Source organism: Shewanella halotolerans (assembly GCF_019457535.1).
Classification (GTDB): Bacteria; Pseudomonadota; Gammaproteobacteria; order Enterobacterales; family Shewanellaceae; genus Shewanella; species Shewanella halotolerans.
In genome coordinates this window covers 885,691-908,035 of record NZ_CP080417.1, presented here as the reverse complement: position 1 = coordinate 908,035, position 22,345 = coordinate 885,691, and the positions used below count along the sequence as shown (strand labels likewise).

At 55.4% G+C, this 22,345-nt stretch carries 17 protein-coding genes; 10 read left to right on the top strand and 7 right to left on the bottom strand.

The genetic code is table 11. The features are described 5' to 3' along the window. Window position 1: 1 nt before the first annotated feature. Window positions 2–586 (top strand): TetR/AcrR family transcriptional regulator, encoded by a 585-nt coding sequence (locus tag K0H81_RS04055; protein WP_220059985.1) that lies wholly within the window; start codon window positions 2–4, stop codon window positions 584–586. On the opposite strand, the gene K0H81_RS04050 is transcribed toward K0H81_RS04055, so the two are convergent. Beyond that, complete coding sequence (locus K0H81_RS04050; protein ID WP_220059984.1) at window positions 587–1,468, bottom strand: LysR family transcriptional regulator; 882 nt, start codon at window positions 1,466–1,468, stop codon at window positions 587–589. Between the two features lie 110 nt (window positions 1,469–1,578). On the opposite strand from K0H81_RS04050, the gene K0H81_RS04045 reads away from it, so the two are divergent. Further along, window positions 1,579–2,250 (top strand): type 1 glutamine amidotransferase domain-containing protein, encoded by a 672-nt coding sequence (locus K0H81_RS04045; protein ID WP_220059983.1) that lies wholly within the window; start codon window positions 1,579–1,581, stop codon window positions 2,248–2,250. 137 nt (window positions 2,251–2,387) lie between these two features. After that, window positions 2,388–3,545, top strand: a complete 1,158-nt coding sequence (locus K0H81_RS04040; protein WP_220059982.1) for a membrane dipeptidase — start codon at window positions 2,388–2,390, stop codon at window positions 3,543–3,545. A gap of 881 nt (window positions 3,546–4,426) precedes the next feature. On the opposite strand, the gene K0H81_RS04035 is transcribed toward K0H81_RS04040, so the two are convergent. Then, window positions 4,427–4,837 (bottom strand): DUF4279 domain-containing protein, encoded by a 411-nt coding sequence (locus K0H81_RS04035; protein ID WP_220059981.1) that lies wholly within the window; start codon window positions 4,835–4,837, stop codon window positions 4,427–4,429. A gap of 81 nt (window positions 4,838–4,918) precedes the next feature. Beyond that, the gene (locus K0H81_RS04030; RefSeq protein WP_220059980.1) at window positions 4,919–5,431 is read right to left on the bottom strand and encodes a hypothetical protein; all 513 of its coding nucleotides are present in this window, start codon (window positions 5,429–5,431) and stop codon (window positions 4,919–4,921) included. 669 nt (window positions 5,432–6,100) lie between these two features. Between K0H81_RS04030 and K0H81_RS04025 the strand changes: the two genes are divergently transcribed. Continuing rightward, the gene (locus K0H81_RS04025) at window positions 6,101–6,985 is read left to right on the top strand and encodes a DMT family transporter (protein ID WP_220059979.1); all 885 of its coding nucleotides are present in this window, start codon (window positions 6,101–6,103) and stop codon (window positions 6,983–6,985) included. Between the two features lie 65 nt (window positions 6,986–7,050). Here K0H81_RS04025 and recJ read toward each other — a convergent pair whose 3' ends face one another. The 4 genes from recJ to brnQ form a co-directional block, all read right to left on the bottom strand. Then, window positions 7,051–8,775, bottom strand: a complete 1,725-nt coding sequence (gene recJ / locus K0H81_RS04020) for a single-stranded-DNA-specific exonuclease RecJ (protein WP_220059978.1) — start codon at window positions 8,773–8,775, stop codon at window positions 7,051–7,053. A 120-nt stretch (window positions 8,776–8,895) separates the two neighbouring features. Then, on the bottom strand, window positions 8,896–9,621 hold the full coding sequence (dsbC, locus tag K0H81_RS04015; protein ID WP_220059977.1) for a bifunctional protein-disulfide isomerase/oxidoreductase DsbC: 726 nt from the start codon (window positions 9,619–9,621) through the stop codon (window positions 8,896–8,898). A gap of 220 nt (window positions 9,622–9,841) precedes the next feature. Further along, window positions 9,842–10,753, bottom strand: coding sequence for a site-specific tyrosine recombinase XerD (gene xerD, locus K0H81_RS04010; protein WP_220059976.1), 912 nt, complete (start codon window positions 10,751–10,753; stop codon window positions 9,842–9,844). A 78-nt stretch (window positions 10,754–10,831) separates the two neighbouring features. Continuing rightward, window positions 10,832–12,142: a branched-chain amino acid transport system II carrier protein gene (gene brnQ / locus K0H81_RS04005; RefSeq protein ID WP_258406167.1), complete on the bottom strand. Its 1,311-nt coding sequence runs from the start codon at window positions 12,140–12,142 to the stop codon at window positions 10,832–10,834. A gap of 478 nt (window positions 12,143–12,620) precedes the next feature. Between brnQ and K0H81_RS04000 the strand changes: the two genes are divergently transcribed. The 6 genes from K0H81_RS04000 (at window position 12,621) to K0H81_RS03975 (ending at window position 22,327) form a co-directional block, all read left to right on the top strand. Continuing rightward, window positions 12,621–13,340, top strand: coding sequence for a tRNA1(Val) (adenine(37)-N6)-methyltransferase (locus K0H81_RS04000; RefSeq protein WP_220059974.1), 720 nt, complete (start codon window positions 12,621–12,623; stop codon window positions 13,338–13,340). An 89-nt stretch (window positions 13,341–13,429) separates the two neighbouring features. Next, entirely contained in the window at window positions 13,430–14,650 is a 1,221-nt protein-coding gene (gene srmB / locus K0H81_RS03995) for an ATP-dependent RNA helicase SrmB (protein ID WP_041406410.1), read from the top strand. Between the two features lie 238 nt (window positions 14,651–14,888). Next, complete coding sequence (locus tag K0H81_RS03990; protein WP_220060785.1) at window positions 14,889–16,103, top strand: efflux RND transporter periplasmic adaptor subunit; 1,215 nt, start codon at window positions 14,889–14,891, stop codon at window positions 16,101–16,103. Beyond that, window positions 16,103–19,252 (top strand): efflux RND transporter permease subunit, encoded by a 3,150-nt coding sequence (locus K0H81_RS03985; protein ID WP_220059973.1) that lies wholly within the window; start codon window positions 16,103–16,105, stop codon window positions 19,250–19,252. Before K0H81_RS03990 ends, K0H81_RS03985 begins: the two co-directional genes overlap by 1 nt. A 138-nt stretch (window positions 19,253–19,390) precedes the next feature. Further along, on the top strand, window positions 19,391–19,993 hold the full coding sequence (locus K0H81_RS03980) for a TatD family nuclease-associated radical SAM protein (RefSeq protein ID WP_220059972.1): 603 nt from the start codon (window positions 19,391–19,393) through the stop codon (window positions 19,991–19,993). A 117-nt stretch (window positions 19,994–20,110) separates the two neighbouring features. Continuing rightward, window positions 20,111–22,327 carry a PAS domain-containing protein gene (locus K0H81_RS03975; protein WP_220059971.1) on the top strand — a complete coding sequence of 739 codons (2,217 nt, stop codon included), beginning with the start codon at window positions 20,111–20,113 and terminating at the stop codon, window positions 22,325–22,327. The last annotated feature ends 18 nt before the right edge of the window (window positions 22,328–22,345 follow it).

Here is a 22,345-nt window from a genome sequence, read left to right as displayed (position 1 = left end):
GATGACAGCAAGCAGCAAACGCACCAAGAAACAGGCCATCTTAGAGACCGCCCTAGGGTTGTTCGTCAGTCAGGGCTTTCATGGCACAAGCACGGCCACCATCGCCCGCGAGGCAGGGGTCGCCACAGGTACCCTGTTTCACCATTTCCCCTCCAAGGAGCAGCTGCTCGAGCAGCTGTTTCTCGGTGTTAAGCAGGAGTTTGCCGACGCCATACAAGCAAGTGCCAGCAGCCGTGGCGACCTCAAGCAAGATGCCGAGCAGCTCTGGTTTGCGGCGCTGACCTGGGCCATGGCCAATCCGCTTAAGCAGGCGTTTTTTCAGCTCTACTCCATGTCCCCCAACCTCGAGCAGTCGGTGCGCGATCAGGCGATGCACGGCATCTTAGGTTTCATCGCCGAATTGATCCGCCAAGGCCAGGCTAGCGGCGAGCTGGCCGAGTATCCCATTGAGCTGATGCAGGACAACTGCCACGGCCAATACCTAGCCGCCACCCGCTACTTTGTGGACCACCCTGAGCGCTGGCAGCAAGCCCATGAGCGCAGCGCCAGCTTCGCCCTCTTCTGGAATGCCATGGCCGCGCGGTGATCACTCCTGCCAATCGGCAAAATGTGCAATCAGATGGTCGATAGCCATTCGCGCCCGCATGGGTAAGAAGCGGCGGTTTTGGTAAACAATCCAGCTGGTGAGGCCGCGATTCCAATAGGGTGACAACACAGGAACCAGGCTGCCCTTGACCAGCGGCACGATAAAGCTACTCTTAGGCAGATAGGCAATCCCCAAATGCTGCTCTGCCGCCGCGATCACCGCTGGCACATTGTTGCTGCGCCAGCGTCCCTCCACCTTGATGCTCAGCTCATTATCGTCTTGTTGAAACAGCCAGTGATCATTGTTAGAGATGATGCAGCTATGCAACCTGAGATCCTGAGGCGTCTTGGGCGTACCATGCTCGGCCAGGTACTCTGGGCTTGCCACCGCCATCATGTCTCGATTCGCTAACTTACGCGCTACCAGGCCTGAGTCTTTTAACATTCCAAAGCGAATCGCGAAATCGATACCATCTTCGACAAAATTAACCATACGACTGTTGAAGTCCATGTCTATGGTCAAGGCGGGATGTTGCCTGGCAAAATCAATCAATACCGGAGCGATATATTGCTCGGCAAACGCACCGGCCGCACTTACCCTCAGCGTGCCACTGAGCTGCTGTTGCTGCTGAGTCACTTCCTCATTGGCCTGTCTAAGTCCCATCATCAGGTTTTGACACTGGCGATAATAACCCAGCCCTGCCAGGGTCAGGCTAACGCTACGGGTGGTTCGTGCAAACAAAGCGCAGCCGAGTCGCGCCTCAAGTCTCGCCACCTGGCGACTCACATGGCTGGTCGAACTTCCCAGTTGGCGTGCCGCCGCCGAAAAACCATTAGACTCGGCAACCGCAATAAATTCGACAATTCCCTCAAAACTATCCATGAACCACCATTGTTGCCATATAGCAATATTAATTTGTCATTTTGATGGATTATCGTCAGATAAAGCAACAATTACAATGAGACCACTTTCAATAACAGAGACTCTGCACCATGAAAAAAGTACTTATCTTTTTGACAAACCACGCCACACTCGGCACCACTGACGAAGCCAATGGCACCTTTGCGCCAGAACTCACCCATGCGCTGCATGAGCTAATAGCTGCGGGCCTTGATTATGATCTTGTCTCAATCGACGGCGGCAAGGCTCCCCTGTACGGCACAGATATCGAAGGTGATGAGGTCAACGCGTCTGTGTTGCAGGACGCCTCGTTTATCAGCCGGGTCAACAATACGATTCCCGCCTCACAGATAGATATTGAGCAATACAGCGCCATCTACTATCCGGGGGGATTTGGCCTGCTATCGGATCTGGCCACCAATGAAGCCGTAGCCCAGCTCAGTGCGGCGCACTACGAAAATGGCGGTGTCATTGGCGCCGTCTGTCACGGACCAGCCGGTTTGCTGCCCATCACACTCAGCAATGGCGAAAAACTGATTGCCGATAAGTCTGTCACCGGCTTTACCCGTGAAGAGGAGATCGACTACGGCACCATAGATAAGATCCCCTTCCTGCTCGAAGAAGCCCTCACCCGCAGTGCCAAGCGCTATAACAAGGTACAGCCGTGGAATGCCTTCATCATAGAAGATGAGCGAGTCATTACCGGGCAAAACCCTGCCAGTGCTGGCGCCATTGGTAAGGCGATAGCCGCCCACTTAGCTTAAGCGCAAAGCGACACTCATGGTCGTTTCAATGGCCATGAGTGCCCGGCTTCGCTCCCCTGACAGATTATTTGATGTTAGTATCGGCAGCTTAATCCCATTGATTTGCCGCGATAATAACAACTATTAAGGAGCGCAATATGCCTGTGCAAATGCAACGACGCCATCTACTTAAGGGCTTGGCCGCTGCCAGTCTGCTGACTCAGCTAGCCCCCCTCCCGGCATGGGCGAAAGCAACTCAAAAAGCCCTCTATATCGATGGCCTCTCCTTTTTGCCGGAGGACTTAGCCGATCTCGGCGCCTCAAAGCTTGATGCCTACCTATGTGATATCTCAGCCATCGAAGCCATAGAACAGGCCGATGGCACCACCAACTACAAACGCACCTACAACGCCTGCGTCAAGAGTATCGGCGAGGCCCTGGCCAGGGTAAATGCCAACCCAGACAAGCTACTGCTGGGGCGCAGCGCCAAGGATATTGAGACGGCCCATGCCAGCGGCCGCACCGCCGTCTTCTTTCAAATTCAGGGCGCCGACTGCGTCGAGCAGAGCATAAATCAAGACCTCAATCAGGTGGATGAGTTTTATGAGCGCGGCCTTAGAGTGCTACAGCTCACCCACCACTATGGCAACCTGTTTAGCGGCGGCGCCCTGGACAACGACGGCAAGCAGGGGCTCAACCTGCCGCTCACCAAGGCCGGTCATCAGCTGCTCCACAAGCTCAACAGTAAGCGGATGCTGATCGATGTCAGCCACTCCAGCCCCCAATCGGCGCTAGACAGCGCCAAGGCCAGCCGCGCGCCGATAGTACAGAGCCACGGCGCCGTGCGCGCCATCGTCAATCACGCTCGCTGCTCACCCGACGAGGTGATCAGGGCGATCGCCGATACCGGCGGCCTGTTCGGCGTCTTCATGATGACCTTCTGGCTCACCACTGAGCACACACCCACCACAGACCACTATCTGGCCCAGCTCAAACATGTGGCCAATGTCGGCGGCATAGACGCCGTCGCCATCGCCAACGACTACCCGCTGCGGGGCCACGAGAAACTCTTAGAGCTAGACAACGACAACGCCGAAGGGGTGAAACAATATGTCGAGTGGTGGCACAGCCTGCGTGCCAGCGGCGTACTCGGCTTCGACCAGGATCCCGAACACGTGGTGATCCCAGCGCTTAACCATATCGAGCGCATGGAGCGTATCGACGGCGCCTTGTCCCGCGCCGGATTCAGCAGCGGCGATCGCAGCAAAATCATGGGGGGGAACTGGCAGCGGGTGTTGACCGAGGTACTAGGCTAGTCCCTATGATCCAAGCTGGTTGCTCTGACCTAGGCTGGTTACTCTAACCTAGGCTGGTTAGCGGCCAGCCTGCTTCATGCTTTGGTGAGTACTGACCTTTAGAGTCTGAAGGGTGTGGAATACGGCTAAGAGATTTCTTGCAGGGAAAACTTGCTGACTCTGATTGAATCAAAGTCAAAGAAGCGTTAACCATCACTGTTTTGAATTTCCTGCGGCAGGCTTCCGTGCAAACCCGCTTTTGGCACGCAGCAAGTCCATCCTTGGATGCTCTGCGAAATCATCCCTGATTTCGAAGGCCAAAAGCGTGTTTACACCGAGTTATCCATCTCTTAGATTTAACCTCATGGGAAACTTCTAGACACAAGCTTGTGAGATAATTGGCTTTAACTCACGGATTCAAAATTAAAATATCTATGGACAACAAAAGCTCTAGTTAATGGCAGAGCTAACTTACAATCAACACCACCGGTATAATAATGCTTAAGCAGGTAAGAATACCAAGCCATACAAAGATAAAAATTGCCCCATACCAGCGACCTAAAGCACTAAATGTAGGAAAAAACCTACTTCTCTTCTTATCTCCGAAGTCAAAGCTTAATAACAACAACCCAAAACACCAGAACAAGACCAATCCACTAAGAAAAACAAACTTAATTTCCTTTTCACTAGGTTCGATTCCATTGATCAGAGGGATAACCATAAACTTTAATATCGGTACTAGGCTTGCCAATAAACCAATCAACAGCCGGCTTCTATAGAGCCTGAGCTTCAATGCGACTAAGTCCATTTTATCTGGCAAATTCATGTATGTTAGATAAAGTCATCAGTTTTAATTGACCACTACACACCAAAATGTGTCCGGTGGAGCCTCTTGTTACCTTTTAATGTTTGTACGTATCTATGTCTATGAATGCACCGATTTCACCTAAAAAAGATACCGTTTCTGTTTCAAAGCCAATCGCAGGTGTTGAGTACTCTTCGTTAATAGAAAACCAAAGAACAACCTCTAATCTTGGCTTAACTTTAAACTTCTCAATCGACTGAATAATCAGATCTTTTTTAGGTTTAAGTATATTGACGATTTCAGTGGTCATGTCAAAAACATCAATGTGCTCGTTAACAACGTTTTCAGTCGAAACAGTCCAAGAACTTTTTTTCGGTAGTTTACCGCCTGCTTTGCTACCCTTCCTCATTATTGAAGTTGGTTCTATTCCAATAAATTTGGTCACTTCATCAGGATCAAAATCATCACCATCTAAAGCAAAATATACTCTCCCCTCATTGGTATTCACTCAATACTCCTTGAAACCTAACGCCCCCATTCCGGCTGGTTTAAAGCGAAGCGGAACCAGCCAACAGTTTTGTATCCGGCTTTAAGGCCTTGTTATACGCTTTTCACGTATTAGTAAATCAATCTCTTCTTGTGGAAGCATTGGTAATGGTGCCTCTGGATAAGTGCTGGCTCTGATCAAAACATCATTTCTAATATAGAAAAGATACTTATATGTTCTAACTGCATACGCATCATCAATGCTAGGTTCAATCGGTTTTCCACAAACATAGAGTTCTTCTACTTGATCGTTTTCAGTTTGAACTTTTATTTTACTCATTAACGCTGATACCTCAGCTTGTTGAGGCCCTTTAAGTATCTCTTCGATTTCAAAAAACACTCTTTGCTTATATCCATTTGAAACATCTACATCAATGACTTTAGTAGCACGACCGATTCCAATAATGTCAGCATTATTGGCTACTTCTAGAGCAAATTCTTCGTCAAGTTGTCTTGACTCTTTCAACTCACTTGCCCAATCAACTGAGGATGGTTCACAAGCGAAACTGCTCAAGGAAAATAAACAAGAAAAAAGAACGAAGCATCTAAACTTCATGCTAACTCCTAACGTATAACAGCTTATTAGTAGGTATGCGCGTTTACATCGGTAGTAAAATGAAAGCGCGCATTGTTAACTAATTGTATTGCAACGAAGTTATCACCTTTACTTCAAATACACCATCCGGAAAAACGCACATGCGCTTTTCCAAACCTTCCACCTAACGAGATTAAATTTACGCACTGATTTTATTACCCTTTATTTTCACTCGGTTTGCCACCTATAGATAACAAAGTGGCAAAGGTGCACTAAGTTTTCCTGGCTATCGGCAACAAATGCAGTCAAATCGAAGAAACGTTGAGTACCGAGTGCAGATACGCCAGTGACCTTCGGTTTCAGGGATGAAACCGCAGAGCGGCCATGGATGGCGAACAGCGTGTCACGGGTGTATCTGCACATCCCCCGCCGGGCAGGCGTTAGGTAGCTTAGGTAAATGAAAGTACGACCTTCAATTCTCTAATCAAACAAGAGCGCCGCCAAAAGCTCAATAGCTAAACCATTAACCCATTAACCCATTAACCCATTAACCCATTAACCCATTAACCCATTAACCCATTAACCCATTAACCCATTAACCCATTAACCCATTAACCACCGTGGCAAACAACCAATCCCACGATACACTGAAACTAATATCACTAAGAAATTCAACGCAGAAGATTAAACATGCCCCAACAACCATGGATACGCCTGCTGTTACTCACCTCGGTCACCATGCTGGCGTTTGCGGCCAACTCGCTGTTTTGCCGGGAGGCCCTGGCATCGGGCAGTATCGGCGCAGCCAGCTTCACCCTGATACGAATCGCTTCCGGCGCCCTGGTTCTGGGAATACTCGTATCACCTCATATCCGCACAAGCGGCCTTGGCGGCAACTGGCTATCGGCATCGGCGCTGTTTGGTTACGCGGTGGCATTCTCCTTTGCCTACAACAGCCTAAGCGCCGGCACAGGGGCCTTGTTGCTGTTCGGCGCGGTGCAGATCACCATGATCCTCTACGGTTTGTGGTCGGGCGAGCGGATAAATCGAAAACAGATGGTAGGAGCGCTAATGGCCGGAGGCGGACTGGTATGGTTAGTGCTGCCGGGTGTAAGCGCTCCGCCCTTAATAGGCGCCATGCTGATGATAATCGCCGGGGTTTCCTGGGGCGTCTACTCCCTGCTAGGTCGCGGCACTAAGCGACCAACCCTGGCCACTGCGGGGAATTTTATTCGCGCAGTGCCCATGGCCCTGGTGCCTTTTGCCCTGCTTGCTAATTTAGAGACGATCAGCGCTGCCGGGATTGGCTACGCCGTCGCCTCAGGCGCCTTCGCCTCGGGGCTGGGCTACGCCCTATGGTATCTAGTCCTGCCATCTCTTTCTGCCGTCACCGCCGCGACCGTGCAGCTCAGCGTACCCATTATTGCCGCCTTCGGCGGCTTCATCTGGCTCGACGAGGCATTAACAAGCAGACTCCTGCTTGCCTCCATCGCCGTCCTCGGCGGCATCGCCCTGTTTGTCATGAGCAAACAAGGCCATGGTTCCACAAATGAAGTCAAATCGAAGAAGCAGTAATTAAATGGTGTAAACACGATTTTGGCCTTCGAAATCAGGGCCAAACACAAACCTTGAAGCCTACGCTACTTAGGTTCGATCTGCTCCACCATTAGCTGCAGACTCTCGTTGCCGCGAAACTCATTGATATCCAGCTTGTAGGCGACCTCGGCGTATTGGATGGTGGCATCGGGCCAGGTGGTGAGATCCACGTTGAAGGCGATGGCATCTACCATAGTCTGGCCGCATTCACTCTCCAGCACGAGTTTGAGGTGACGCTCGCCGACGATCCGCTGCTGTAAGATACGAAACACACCGTCGAATATCGGCTCGGGGAAGTTCTGCCCCCAAGGACCTGCACTGCGAAGCTCCCTGGCCAGTGCCATATTGAGCTGAGCCGGGCTTAGTTCACCGTCGCTGACGATCTCGCCGGTCAGCTGCTCGGGGGCAAGCAGTTCACGCACCGCCTCGTCATAGGCCTTGGCGAAACGCTCGAACTCACCGGCGCGCAGGGACAGGCCCGCCGCCATAGCGTGACCGCCGAACTTGATGATCATTCCAGGCTGGCGGGCATTGATCAGCTCCAGCAAGTCGCGCATATGCAGCCCCTTGATGGAGCGCGCCGAGCCCTTGATCTCCCCCTCGCCCGCCTCGGCGAAGGCGATCACCGGCCTGTGGTACTTATCCTTGATGCGCGACGCCAGGATGCCGATCACCCCCTGGTGCCAGTCTTGCTGGTAGAGGGCGATCCCCCAGGGCAGTTCACTCTCATTAAGCGACAAACTCTCCAGGCTCTTTAGCGCCTCCTGCTGCATGCCGGTTTCCAGCTCACGCCGCTCGGCGTTGAGCCCATCCAGCTCGCTGGCCATACGCCGCGCACGCATCATGTCGTCGCACAACAAGGTCTCGACCCCCAAGGCCATCTCGTCCAGGCGCCCGGCGGCGTTGAGCCTGGGGCCGACCGCGAAGCCAAAATCAGAGGCGACGATGCGAGAAGTGTTACGCTTGGCCACTTCCAAGAGCGCGGTAATTCCTGGGCGGCAGCGTCCGGCGCGCACCCGCTTGAGGCCTGCGTCCACCAGGATGCGGTTGTTGGTATCGAGCGACACCACGTCCGCCACAGTGCCTAGGGCGACGATATCCAGCAGGGTGGCGAGATTGGGTTCCTGTATGCCCTGCGCCTGATACCAGCCACGGCTACGTAGCTCGGCGCGCAGGGCCGACATCAGATAGAAGGCGACCCCAACCCCGGCGATCGCCTTGCTGGCGAAGCCACAGCCCAGCTGGTTAGGATTTACTATCGCATCGGCCTCGGGCACGCTGTTGCCCGGCAGGTGATGGTCGGTGATCACCACCTGCATCCCCAGCGCCTTGGCCGCGGCGACCCCTTCGATGGAGGAGATGCCGTTGTCGACGGTGATCAGCAGCTCTGCCCCCTTCTGCTGGGCCACCTGAACTATCTCAGGGCTGAGACCATAGCCGTAATCGAAGCGGTTGGGAATGAGGTAATCCACATTGGCAGCGCCCATCATTCTTAGGGCAAGCAGGCAGACACTGGTGGAGGTAGCGCCGTCGGCGTCGAAGTCGCCGACGATCAGAATCGATTGCTGCTTGGCCATGGCATCGGCGATGATGGCCGCGGCCTTGTCCACATCCTTGAGCGTGTCGGGGCGCAGCAGGTTAGCCAGCACCAACTCGCAGTCGTCCACTTTGCAGCCACGGCTGGCGTAGACTTGCTTTAGTATGGGGGAAAGATGACTCGGCAGATGGCTGTCATCTACCTTGGGGCGGCGCACTATCTTATGGATCACGACTCAAACAACCTCTAAAAATCTTGTCGCTAGCATAACAAAGCCAGCTCGGAACACACAGCAAAAGATGGCCAAAAAAAAAGGTGAGCCCAGGCTCACCTTGTTTCGCGCATTAGCGACTTATTGGATGCGGTCCAGCACCTGGATCAGCTGCTCAGGCGGCTGATAACCCGGGATCATGGTACCGTCTTCCAAGATAATGGCTGGCGTGCCGTTCACCCCAAGACTCTGCCCAAGTTGATACTGCTGAGCGATCTTGGCATCACACTTAGCCCCCGAAACCTGCTTACCCGCCTTGGCATCTGTCATTGCCTTGAGCGGATCGGCCGAACACCATACGGCTTCCATATCCACTGCGTTTTTAGACGGCACGCCCTGACGAGGGAAGGCCAGATAACGTACTGTGATACCTAAGTCGTTATACTCGGCCATCTGGTTGTGTAACTTGCGGCAGTAGCCACAGGTAATATCGGTAAATACGGTCACCACATGCTTCTCATCCTTGGCCTTGTAGACCAGCATGTTTGGCTCAAACGGCTTGATCGCTTCCATACGCGGACCGGCTAATGCCGCCTCGGTGAGGTTCTTCATGCCGTTGTCGAGATCGTACAGGTTCCCGTGAAACAGCTTGCTGCCGTCTTTGCTGACATAGAGTACGCCACGGTTGGTGATCGCCTCATACAGGCCTGGGATTGGCGACTGACTAAGGTTTTGCACCTCGACGCCTAGGGTATCTGATAATTTCTGCTTCAACTGGTCGCCATTGTCGACCACGTTGTTTGATGCCGCCATCAGGGGCGTGGCCACCATGGCAACAACTAAGGTGAGCGCTCGGGTAAACTTCATTAGAATTCCTATAGGGTGTTAGGGCTAATAGCATTAAAGCAAAGTAGGCTGCCGGTTTTCCAACCTAAATTGTTACTAAAACTTGCTATGACCAAGATGTCATTGTTATAGACCGGCCTAGAGGCAGAAAAGTTACATGCTCGAGGCCGTTAAAGCAAACGAATAATCGCAATGGAGGCCTTAACTTAGGCCTTCACAGTGCAATTTTGTGGCTTTCCCATCAACCTCTGGGGTGATGGGCTTGATGCAGCTGGGCCAATCTGGCCTTGGCCACATGGGTGTAGATCTGAGTCGTGGAGAGATCGCTGTGTCCCAGCAGTAGCTGCACCACCCGCAGATCCGCGCCATGATTGAGCAGATGGGTGGCGAAGGCGTGTCTCAGGGTGTGAGGCGACAGATGCACCGCAATCCCGGCACGCTGAGCGTAGAGCTTGATCCTGTGCCAGAAGGTCTGGCGGGTCATCATATTGCCGCGCTTGGAGGGAAACACCACGTCGCTGGCCTTGCCCTTTAACAGCTCGAACCTGGCCGCCTTGAGGTAGTCCTCAATCTCTGCGCCCGCCTGCTCGCCAAAGGGCACCAGGCGCTCCTTGCTGCCCTTACCCACTATGCGTACCACACCTTGCCTCAGACTCATCTGATCCAGCGTCAGCCCCACCAGCTCAGACACCCGCAGTCCACTGGCATAGAGCAGCTCCAGCATGGCGCGGTCTCTAGCCTCGACGGGATCTTCCCGGTTAGGTTCGTTAAGCAGACGATCCACGTCCGCCTCACTCAGGGCATCGGGCAACTTTCTCGCCAGCTTGGGCGGCTTGATCATCGCCATGGGGTCAACTTCTATCAGCTTCTTGGCGAGCATGTATTTATAGAAGCGGCGCAGGCTACTGAGTAGCCTGGCACTGCTGGTCTTGGCAAAACCCTGCTCGACCCGTAGCGCGAGATAGTCACGCACCTCAGCCTGACTGGTCGATAGCAGGCTGGAGCCCTGTTTATTAAGGTAACGGTCGAAGTGGCTGAGATCGCTGCGATAGGCCTGCAGCGTGTGATCGCTCAGTCCCTTAGCGGCCCAGAGATCATCGAGAAACGGCTCGATGAGGGGATCGGTCTGATATTCGTTGCTCTCAGCTAGCACATGAAATCCTTTAGATACAAAAACGGTGCTAACTCTTAGAGTTAACACCGCTATCTTACGCTATGGCTTAGGCTGGCATCAATTTAATACCGCTTCACCTCGTGGGCGTTTGACCATCAAACAGGCAAAGATGGTAATTGCCGTCGGAATTAACCAGGCCATCCCCTGAGCCGACAGCGGCATCACGTCGAACATGCTCATGTTGACACCGGCCGCCTTGAGGCCGTCGATGATGCCGAACACCAGGGCCACACTCAACACCATGCGGTGGGCAAAGGCAGGCTGGGCAAAACGCTCGGTCAAGTAGGTCACCGCCACCAGGGCGATCGCCACTGGGTAAATGGTCACCAACACAGGAATGCTGATGTTGATCAGCTGCGCCAGACCCACGTTAGCCACCACGGCGCAGGTGACGCTCATCACCACCACCAATAGCTTGTATGAGAGGCTAGGCATCAGCTCGTTGAAGTACTCGGCGCAGGCAGACACCAGGCCGACAACCGTCGTCAGACAGGCCAGGGTCACCACGGCGGCCAGCAGCAGCTGACCCGAGGCGCCAAACTGATGGTTCACATAGTTAGTCAGGATCACCCCGCCGTTATCGGCGCCCACGGCCAGGTCACCGGCGGTCGCGCCCAGGTAGAAGAGTGATACGTAGACAAACGCCAGGCCACCAGCGGCGATAAAGGCCGCGCGCACCAGATACTTGGTCTGCTCTCTTGGCGAATCCACGCCCTTCTTACGTAGCAGGTCAATGATCAGCATGCCGAAGATCAGCGATGCCAGGGTGTCCATGGTGTTATAGCCTTCGATGATCCCCTTGGTTAGCGGGTTGGTCTGATAGTCGCCCACGGCAGCGGCCACGTCTGAGCCTGGTAGCACAACCACAGAGACCGCCAGACCCACCAGCAGGATGATCATGATAGGAGTAAGCACCTTACCTACGCTGTCCAGTAGCTTACCGGGGAACAGCGACAGCAACATGGCGATGCCGAAGAAGATGCTGGTATAGAGAAGCTGTGAGCTGGTGAAGACGACACCGGCGACTTCAAAACTCGCCTGAGCATCTTGGATAAAAGGCTTGTAGCCCATCTCATAGGCCACCAGGCCTGCACGAGGCGCGGCAAAGGCTGGGCCAATGATGATGTAGATGGCGATCGCCAGCATGGTCGCGGCCAGAGGTGGCAGTAGCCCCATCACCTTGCCGTTGGCCTTTGCCACGGCAATCAGGGTCACCAGCGGCAGAGTCACCGCGGTCAGCAGGAAGCCGATCATGGCCCAAGACATGTTCTCACCGGCAAGGAATCCGGCCAGCGGCGGGAAGATCAGGTTCCCCGCGCCTAAGAAGAAGGCAAAGGTCATGAAACCTAAGCCCAATGTATCCGTCATACTCAATTTATTGTTCTGCACACAACGCCCCGTTAATCTGCTTTGTATAATGATCTTAATCGCTTAGTGGAAATTATTGGCTAATGACCGCGACCTTCATTGCGTGTAAACTTCTTATTACACGTCTCCGTGGTAAATCTAGCCCATTCTTGGCTACTTCTTGAACGACAGCAGGATTAACTAACGCTAAAAATGCATTCAAACTGGCTTACCTGGCTCAAATCAAGGCTTTCAGCCCCGATAGGAGGACCTACTATTAGCAAAAAGGCCGCCGAGACACAAGATTGCGGCGCCAGATCGATGCAAATGAGAGCCTAATTTTAACAAACTCGCCACAGGCTGTTTTCACCCTTCACACCAGGCAACATTTGGCCCTAGCAAGATTCACTGTTTTGCGCCCTTGTAACAGCGGACTTTCTGCGTTTAGCACTATCACGTACAATGCGCCCCACGCATCTTTAATCTCCAACGTTAGGCCATGCCCTTTACCTTCAAGCAATTTCACGTCGATGACAGCCACTGCGGTATGCCCGTCAGCACAGATGGCGTCCTGCTGGGCGCCTGGGCACCACTCACCCAGGCCAAAACCATACTGGATATCGGCGCCGGCAGTGGTCTGCTGAGCCTGATGGCAGCCCAGCGCAGCGAGGCGGCGATACAAGCGTTGGAGATAGACCCCCTGGCGGCGCAGGACTGCCAACACAACATCGACCAGAGTCCCTGGGGCGATCGCATCAAATTGATCCAGGCGGATCTGCTGGCGTGGTATCCCGGCGTACAAACGAAGTTCGACCATATCCTCTGCAATCCACCCTATTTCGACAACGGGCCTCAGTCTCAGTGCAGCAAGCGCGCCCAGGCCAGACACACAGACAGCCTAGCGTTTGACCAGCTATTGTCAGCCATCAAGCAGCTGCTGGCCCCCCAGGGCAAGGCCAGCCTGATTTTGCCAAATGCCAGCCTGGGACGATTTCTGCCCCTGCTGGCCGATTTTGAGCTCAAGCTAAATGCCAGGGTCGACATCACCACAGCGCCCAGCAAAAAGCCTCAACGGCATCTGCTCTGCCTGAGCCACGCCGTCTCGATCGCCGAGTCTAGCGAAGCGATAGAGGCTGAGCACCTCAGCATTCGAGATGCCTCAGGGGCCTACAGCGAGGCTATGGTTGCCCTGACTCAGGCCTTCTACCTCAAGCTCTAAACCGCAGCAATTCGGCTCGGCGAGCGGCCTCGCACTTTACTCAGGTTTGGGTGTATAATGCGCCGCTATTATTTAGAGAGACGCAGCGCATGCAATTTGAAGATTTCCACCTTGACGACACCCTGCTCGAGTCGCTCAAGGCGATGGGCCATCTTGCCCCGACCACCATCCAGCAACAGACGATTCCCCTAGCCCTGGAGCACAAAGATATCCTGGCGAGGGCACCGACAGGCACTGGCAAGACCGCCAGCTTCCTGCTACCGGCGCTGCAACATCTGCTGGACTTCCCCCGCCGCTACTCGGGCCAAGCGCGCGTGCTGATCCTCGCTCCAACCCGTGAGCTGGCCAGCCAGGTACACAGATACGCCAGCCATCTGGCCACCGGCCTGGGACTGGATATCGCCATCATCACAGGTGGTGTGCCTTACGCTCCGCAGGAGCAGGCGCTCAAGGAAAATATCGACATTCTGGTGGCCACACCCGGCCGTCTGATGGAGTACCTGGACAAGGAACTCTTCGACGCCCAATCGGTGGAGATCTTGGTACTCGACGAGGCCGACCGCATGCTGGACATGGGTTTCTCCTCCGCGGTGCAGTCTATCGCCATCGAGGCGCAGCAGCGTAAACACAACATGCTGTTCTCTGCGACCCTGGAAGGCGGCGGCGTGAGCCGCTTCGCCGAGATGCTGCTGACCAATCCTGTGACCATAGAAACCAAGCCACCCCGCAGCGAGAAGGCCAAGATCCATCAATGGATGCACCTGGCCGACGACAAAGAGCATAAGTTTGCTCTGCTGTGCGACATCCTCAAGCGTGAAGAGGTCAGCCGCGCCATCGTCTTCGTCAAGACCCGTGAGGTCGTAGCCAGCCTGGAAGGTCAGCTGCAACAGGCCGGAATTCACTGCGCCTTCATGCGTGGCGACATGGAACAGAAGGCACGTTTTCAGGCGCTGGGCCGCTTCACCAAGGGCGAGGTTAATGTGCTGCTGGCCACAGACGTGGCGGCCCGTGGTATCGACATCGATGGCATCACCCATGTGATCAACTTCGATATGCCGCGCTCGGCAGACACCTATGTGCACCGCATCGGCCGTACCGGCCGCGCCGGTAACAAGGGCACGGCCATCTCTCTGGTTGAGGCCCACGACATGCGCGTCGTCGCCAAGATCGAGCGTTATATCGAGCAGCCGCTGAAACGCCGGGTGATCGACTCGCTGCGTCCTAAACACAAGGAAGCTAAGGTGCCCACCAAGAAGAAGGTGAAGAGCAGCGACAAGAAGAGCCCGAAGAAAGCCAAGAAGAAGCGCTAGCGTTAGGCTTGCCAAACGCCCGCCGTCTCGGCAATTAAGCGTCCCTCAGGGGGCGCTTTTTTTATGGCAACTTAACAAATTGGTAGCAAGTGTCACCAGCTTCACTTGATTTTCAATATGTTAAATTGGTTTAACAGAGTGGATTTGACACATTTTATTTACAAAAAGACTTTTGCGCACAGAGGAGACTCTGGTAATTTATAGGGCATTCAGCTCAGCACGGAATAGCATGAAGTCAATGATAAAAATTATCCTACGAAGAGTTTTCCCCCCTTTTCTTATCCTGATCGTCTTCGGCCTGTTTGCCGCCCTCTTGATGAGTACTCAGGAAGCCCCAGAGCAGAAAGAGGAAGAGATGCCGGTTCCCATAGTGGACGTGATGCCGGTACGAAGTGAAACCGTTTCATTAAACCTGCCCTCCTACGGTGTGGTACTCCCCAAGAACAAGACCCAGCTGGTCACAGAGGTGCAAGGACGCATGCTGACCATCTCGGACAAGTTTGTCGCCGGTGGCATAGTCAAGCGCGGCGATATGCTGGCGCAGATCGAACCCTCGGATTACGAGGCGGATCTGATGCAGGCGCAGGCCACCCTGGCCCAGGCCAAGGCGGCGCTGGATGAAGAGATCGCCCGCGGCGAAGTGGCCAAAGAAGACTGGAAAGGTTACGACGGCGGCGTGCCGCCAGAGCTTGGCCTGCGTGTGCCACAGCTCAAGAAGGAGCAGGCCAACGTCAAGTTTGCCGAGGCCGCCCTGGCTCGTGCCCAGCGTAACCTGAAGCGCACCACCATACGCGCCCCGTTTGATGGCATCATCAAGTCCCGTAACGTGGATCTAGGCCAGTATGTCACCCTGGGCACTAACCTGGGCGAGTTGTACGACACCCGCACCGCCGAGATCCGTCTGCCGCTGGCCAACCATGAGCTGGCCTACCTGGAATCTATCGACAATCCCGATACCCAGGTGACCCTGAGCGCCGAGCTGGCGGGCCGCACGGTAAACTGGACAGGCCAAATAGTGCGTAGTGAAGGGGTGATCGACGCCGACAACCGCATGGTCTATCTGGTGGCCGAGGTGAAAGACCCTTACTTAAGAGAGAACAAGGCAGAAGGGCAATTACCGCTCAAGTATGGGAGCTTCGTCAACGCCATCATCAAGGGCCGCACCGTCGAGGGGATCGTCAAATTGCCCCGTTATATTGTCAGGGATCACCAGGTCGCCGTAGTACGCGACGACAACACGCTAGAGATGCGTGAGGTCAACGTGGTACGCAGCGATATCGACAAGGTCTATATCAAGGACAGCCTGAAAGATGGCGAGCGCATCTCACTGACCACCATCAACAACATGGCCACCGGTCAGCTGGTGAAGGTGATCGGCGAAGAGGACAAGTCTCAGAACCAGGACAAAGAGGATGACAGCCAGCAGACCCTAGTGGCAGCAGGTGATCAGTAATGGAGACCAATACCAATAAGGGCATCATTGCCTGGTTCGCCCGCAACAGCGTGGCGGCCAACCTCTTGATGTTTGCGCTGCTTATCGGCGGCCTGTTCAGCACCTTGCTGATCAATAAGGAGGTCTTCCCCTCCTTCGAGCTCAACTATCTGCAAATTTCCGTGGCCTATCCAGGCGCCGCCCCTCAGGAGATCGAAGAGGGGATCAACATCAAGATCGAAGAGGCGATCCAGGATATCAGCGGCATTAAGAAGGTGACCTCGATCGCCAGCGAAGGCTCAGGCAGCGTCACCATAGAGGTAGAGGACGGCTTCGATCCCCAGGATATCCTTGATGAGGCCAAGCTGCGCATCGACGCCATCGCGACCTTTCCCGACAATATCGAGAAGCCCAACATCTTCCGCATCAAGCCAGAAAACAACGTTATCTGGGTCTCAGTGTATGGCGACATGAACCTGCACGAGATGAAGGAGCTGGCCAAGAGCATACGTGAGGAGATCACCGCCCTACCCGCCGTCACCCGCGCCCAAGTCACCGGCGTGCGCGACTATGAGATAGGCATAGAAGTATCCGAAGACAAGCTACGTGAGTATGGCCTCAGCTTCGCCGACGTGGCGATGGCGGTGCGTAACTCCTCCATCGACCTGCCCGGCGGCTCGATCCGCGCCGAGGATGGCGACATCTTGCTGCGCACCAAGGGCCAAGCCTACACGGGCGACGACTTTGCCAAGATAGTGGTCAAGACCCGCAAGGATGGCAGCCGCATCATGCTGCCCGAGGTGGCCAACATTCGCGACGACTTCGAGGAGCGTCTGGAATACACCCGCTTCAATGGTAAGCCGGCGGCCATTATCGAGGTGCTGAGCGTCGACGATCAGAACGCGCTGGATATCTCCTCTCAGGTGAAAGCCTATGTGGAGGAGCGCCGCGCCACCCTGCCTGCCACTGCTCAGCTAGATACCTGGGGCGACCTGACCCACTACCTCAAGGGCCGTCTCAACATGATGCTGTCGAACATGTTCTATGGCGCCCTCTTGGTATTTATCATTCTGGCGCTGTTCCTCGACTTGCGTCTGGCCTTCTGGGTGATGGTGGGCCTGCCGGTCTGTTTCCTCGGCGCCATGCTGCTGATGCCACTGGAGCCCTTTTCGCTGTCGATCAACATGCTGACCCTGTTCGCCTTCATTCTGGTGCTTGGGATAGTCGTGGATGACGCCATCGTCATCGGCGAGAGTGCCTATACTGAGATCGAGCGCCACGGCCACTCACTGGACAATGTGATCAAGGGAGCCCACAAGGTCGCCATGCCCGCCACCTTCGGCGTATTGACCACCATTGCCGCCTTCATCCCCATGTTGATGGTTTCTGGCCCCATGGCGATCATCTGGAAGTCCATCGGCCTGGTGGTGATCCTCTGTCTCGCCTTCTCACTGGTGGAATCCAAGCTTATTCTGCCGGCGCACCTGGCTCACCTAAAGCCGCGTCGCCCGAACCCTAACCCTAACCTGTTTGTGCGTTTCAAGACGGCGCTCAACAACAAGGTGCAACACTTCATCCACCATAGCTACCGCAGCTTCATCGGTCGCTGTATCGAGCACAGATACAATGTGGTCGCCACCTTCGTTGGCGTGCTCATCCTCTCGGTGGCACTGGTCGCCAGCGGTAAGGTGCGCTGGGTCTTCTTCCCCGATATTCCGTCTGACTTCATTCAGGTGCGGCTGGAGATGGATGTGGGCAGCTCAGAGGCCAACACCCTCAAGGTCGTCAAGGAGATAGAGAACGCCCTCTATGTGATGAACGATCAGATGGAAGACGAGTACGGCTACCCTGTGGTGAAGCACAGCTTTATCAACATGGGCTCGCGTACCTCGGCCTTCATCTTCGCCGAGCTGACCAAGGGTGAAGACAGGGACGTGGACGGCGTCACCATCGCCGATGCCTGGCGCAAGGCACTGCCTGAGCTGATCTCGGTGAAGAAGCTCAACATTAATGCCAGCACCAACGACGCCGGCGGCGATATCTCCTTCAGGCTCACCTCGAGCGATCTCGAGCAGCTCTCCCAGGCCGCCGACGAGCTCAAGCAGAAGCTGCGCACCTACGAGGGGGTGTATGACATCTCGGACAACTACTCCTCCGGCAGCCACGAGATCCGCCTGGCGATCAAGCCCGAGGCCGAGGCCCTGGGGCTGACCCTGTCGGATCTGGCCAGCCAGGTGCGTTACGGCTTCTACGGCTATGAGGCCCAGCGTATTCTGCGCAACAAGGAGGAGGTCAAGGTAATGGTGCGCTACCCACTGGAGCAGCGCCGCACCCTGGGGCATCTGGAAAACATGATGATCCGCACGCCCCAAGGCACCTCGGTACCCTTCTCCAGCGTGGCCGACATAGAGCTGGGTGATTCCTACTCGTCGATCACCCGTGTCGACGGCCGCCGAGCCATCACTGTTATCGCCAACGCCAACAAGAATGTGGTCGAGCCCTCCAAGGTAGTGGGTGAGATCCAGAAGGATTTCCTGCCCTACCTTGAGAGCAAGTATCGCCACATCTCCACCACGCTAGATGGTGGCAGCGCCGATGAGCAGAGCGCCATGATAGGCCTGATCCAGGGCTTCTTTTTTGCCATGTTCACCATCTATGCGCTGATGGCAATTCCGCTCAAGTCCTACAGCCAGCCGCTAATCATCATGTCGGTGATCCCTTTCGGTATCATAGGCGCTTTGTTCGGCCACTTCATCCTGGGGCTCTCCATGAGCGTGCTCAGCCTGTGTGGTATCGTGGCGCTGGCCGGCGTAGTGGTAAACGACTCGCTGATCCTGGTGGATTTTGTTAACCGCGCCCGTACTCAGGGCCTGCCGCTCAAAGATGCCGCCATAGACGCAGGTTGTTATCGTTTTAGAGCGATCATCCTCACCTCTATGACCACCTTCGTCGGTCTGGTGCCCATCATCCTCGAGCGCAGCCTCCAGGCGCAGATTGTGATCCCTATGGCCACCTCGCTGGCATTCGGTATCCTCTTCTCCACCGTGGTGACCCTGGTGTTGGTGCCCGTGCTCTACATCATACTCAACGATATCAGGCAGCTCACCGGCCGTCTGTTCCGTTGGTGGTGGCAGCCCCGCAGCCATAGCGTCGAGGGCGAGCAGTCCTAATCAACCTAGATTCAAAGGGAGGCTTAGCCTCCCTTTTTGATCCAGCAGAGGTTTTCGCCGCGCCAAACGCGCTAGACTCCTGCCATTCTCCTTGCAACTCAATTTGCCAAGGGCCAGTCAATCACAGCGCCGAGTACCATGAGCCAGTCCACCTTAGTCTACGACATTCGCAACAGCCGCTACCTCAACATCACGGGGCGCTGCACCCTGAGATGCCAGTTCTGCCCCAAACATAACGGCAGTAAGCAGGTACACGAGTATCAGCTGGCTCTCGACCATCAGCCAAGAGCCGATGAGCTCATTCCCCTGCTGGGCGAGGTCAGTCAGTTCGACGAATATGTGTTCTGCGGCTATGGCGAGCCCACCCTCAACCTAGCCACCTTGCTTAGCGTGGCAAAGGAGATCAAGCGCCGCGGCGGCAAGGTGCGGGTCAACACAGATGGGCTGGGCAACCTGTTTCACCGGCGCAACATACTGCCTGAGCTGGCCGAGGTGGTCGACGCCCTCTCCATCTCCCTCAACGCCGATACCGAGGCCGCCTACCTCAGACACTGTCAGCCCAAGCTTAAAGGTGCTTATGAGTCCCTGTGGGACTTTATCCGCCAGGCACCCGGCTATATCGACCAGGTGCAGGTATCTGCCATCGAAGGCCTGGAAGGGGTGGATATAGACAGATGCCGCGCCCTGGTGCTCGATGCCAAGGCGCAGTTTAAACACAGAAAGCTCGGCGTCGTCGGTTAATTTATCTGGGCGTCAGCCGATGATTTAGCGGGGCGTTGCCGGTTTGTAACCGACTGTGTTCTGCGGCGAAAATCATGCTAACATAGCCGCAAAATCACTGGGGAAAAACCGCTTGCAATGCTGACGCAGAAACAACCACAACTGATCGCCGGACAGGGGCTGCACTGGTCTGCGCAACGCATCTTCTCGGTGGTCACCCAGATCATCATCTTGCTGATCAGCGTCTTGCTCCTCACCAACGTCATCATCACCCTGGGCGAGCGTCGCCTGCAGGAAGATTGGGCCACCCAGAGATACAGCGAACTGCAATCTGTCGGCACCCTGATCGCCGACAAGGTCTCCTTCCAGCAGTTCCGTACCCAGATGTTTGCCAACGACGAGCTGCTCAAGCGCTACCTGACCATCCCCAGCGAGGTGCGTCAGCTCAAGCTGCAACAGAGCTGGGAGGTGATGATACGCAACATCCCCGAGCTGCTGGATATCGCCCTGTTCGATCCCCAGGGCAAGTACAAGTTTTCCACCACCAACGACTTTAGCCGCGACCCGCTACCCCCCTCCTTGCTCGGCGGCGCGCGCAACATGGGCGGCAACGAGGTCTACACCTCGCCGCTGGAGTTTACCCCCATCAAGGGCAAGCTCGAGCCTTACCTGTATCAGCTGGCCTGGCTGGAGAATCCCGACCAGAGCGTACGCGGCTACCTGCTGACCTATCAGTCCATGAGCCGTATGCTGAAAAGCATCAAGCCTGCCTACTCCAGCGCCGAGTCGCCACTCATGATGCTCGACACCCAGGGGCTACTATACGCCGGCGCCGAGAGCAAGCCGACCATCAACCGCATCCCGGATACCATGGGCGGCAGCCTGCGTCAGACATATCCTGCGCTGTGGCGCAAGATGGCCATGAGCAACTTCGGCCAGTTCCATGGCGACGACGCCACCTTCGTCTACCTCAAGATAGAGCTGACCACCCAGTATGAGACGCGCCGGGAATATTACCTGGTCTCCTATGTGCGCAACGACGCCATCGCCGAGCTGTTCTCCGAGTGGCGCAACATACTGATCGTCGGCGCCGTGGTACTCACCCTGCTGGCACTGGCACTGATCCTGCTGAGCCACTCCTACCGCATCGGCCAGCGCTCGCGGGAATACAGCATAGAACTGGCCCACCGCCTGTTCCACCAGGATATCGGCTGCGTGATCATCAACGACAAGAACCGGGTGATGACCGCCAACGAGAAGGCCGCCGAGCTGCTATGCCTGCCCCTGGACGAGCTGCAAGATCGTAACCTGCAGCGGATCCTGCAGTTCGAGAACGAGCAGTACGCCGAGGTCGCTGCCCAGCTTGAGACCAATAACAAGTGGCAAGGGGTTATCGACTTCGACTCGCCCGGCGGCAGTCATCTGGCCATCACTGTCACCAGCTCGCCGCGCCGCAGCCGTCAGGAAAAATATTATCTGGTCACCTTCGAGGATGTGTCTCAGCTGAGAAAGGCTCAGCATCAGGCTAAGCTCAACGAGCTGCTGAACGACAACGCCATCCCCTGCGCCTTGGTGCAGGCCAACGGCATGCTGGAGCTGGCCAACCAGGCCTTCATGCAGCTGGTCTCCATCCATGATATTCAGGGCAAGAACCTTACCGATCTGCTCAATAACGACCTCAGCTCCCAGTGGCCGAGGATCACCCAGCAGATCTTGCTGCAGGGCAGCTGGAAGGGACAGATCCTCTGTGATCCCAACAGCAAGGAGAACACCTGCCTGCAGGCGACCCTCAAGGGCCACCTGGACGCCGCCGGTGAGATAGAACATATCGTCTGCACCCTGGAGCAGGCGCAGAAGCGCGCCCTGCTGCAAGACACGGGCGACTTCATCCCTCACCGCAGCGCCATCCTGGTGAACCTCAGGGATCTGGACGACTACTTCAAGTCACTCAGCCCCGTCAGTCGCGAGCACTCCAGCCTGCTGCTGATCGACATCACCGCCGAGAGCATGCTGAGCCACATGAGTGATATCGGCCAGCTGGAGAACCGTCAGCGGGAGGTGGAGATCCATATCCTCAGAACCCTGCCGGTCAACTACCAGATGTCTCACTGGCAGCTGGGCAAGCTGATCGTGATACTGCCAGACACCAGCTCGGACGACGCCCACCACTTCGCGGTGAAGTCGTTAAATGGCCTCAACGAGATCGGCCTGGGTACAGGGATCTGCATGGGGATCGCCAGCTATCAGACAGGCCAGAACCTGGAGCAATACCTGAGTAACGCCGAGGTGGCGCTCAAGCGTGCCAAGCAGATAGGTGAGCAGAATATTTGCCAGGCGTTTACGAGGCAAAACTAACGCGGCAAGACTAACGCG

What these genes read in the sequence shown, in the direction of transcription:
- K0H81_RS04040 (WP_220059982.1), top strand. Translation starts at nt 2,388, where the DNA reads ATGCCTGTGCAAATGCAACGACGCCATCTACTTAAGGGCTTGGCCGCT.
- K0H81_RS03990 (WP_220060785.1), top strand. Translation starts at nt 14,889, where the DNA reads ATGATAAAAATTATCCTACGAAGAGTTTTCCCCCCTTTTCTTATCCTG.
- K0H81_RS04025 (WP_220059979.1), top strand. Translation starts at nt 6,101, where the DNA reads ATGCCCCAACAACCATGGATACGCCTGCTGTTACTCACCTCGGTCACC.
- K0H81_RS04050 (WP_220059984.1), bottom strand. Translation starts at nt 1,468, where the DNA reads ATGGATAGTTTTGAGGGAATTGTCGAATTTATTGCGGTTGCCGAGTCT.
- K0H81_RS04000 (WP_220059974.1), top strand. Translation starts at nt 12,621, where the DNA reads ATGCCCTTTACCTTCAAGCAATTTCACGTCGATGACAGCCACTGCGGT.
- K0H81_RS04030 (WP_220059980.1), bottom strand. Translation starts at nt 5,431, where the DNA reads ATGAAGTTTAGATGCTTCGTTCTTTTTTCTTGTTTATTTTCCTTGAGC.
- K0H81_RS04045 (WP_220059983.1), top strand. Translation starts at nt 1,579, where the DNA reads ATGAAAAAAGTACTTATCTTTTTGACAAACCACGCCACACTCGGCACC.
- K0H81_RS03980 (WP_220059972.1), top strand. Translation starts at nt 19,391, where the DNA reads ATGAGCCAGTCCACCTTAGTCTACGACATTCGCAACAGCCGCTACCTC.
- dsbC (WP_220059977.1), bottom strand. Translation starts at nt 9,621, where the DNA reads ATGAAGTTTACCCGAGCGCTCACCTTAGTTGTTGCCATGGTGGCCACG.
- K0H81_RS03975 (WP_220059971.1), top strand. Translation starts at nt 20,111, where the DNA reads ATGCTGACGCAGAAACAACCACAACTGATCGCCGGACAGGGGCTGCAC.
- brnQ (WP_258406167.1), bottom strand. Translation starts at nt 12,142, where the DNA reads ATGACGGATACATTGGGCTTAGGTTTCATGACCTTTGCCTTCTTCTTA.
- srmB (WP_041406410.1), top strand. Translation starts at nt 13,430, where the DNA reads ATGCAATTTGAAGATTTCCACCTTGACGACACCCTGCTCGAGTCGCTC.
- K0H81_RS03985 (WP_220059973.1), top strand. Translation starts at nt 16,103, where the DNA reads ATGGAGACCAATACCAATAAGGGCATCATTGCCTGGTTCGCCCGCAAC.
- K0H81_RS04055 (WP_220059985.1), top strand. Translation starts at nt 2, where the DNA reads ATGACAGCAAGCAGCAAACGCACCAAGAAACAGGCCATCTTAGAGACC.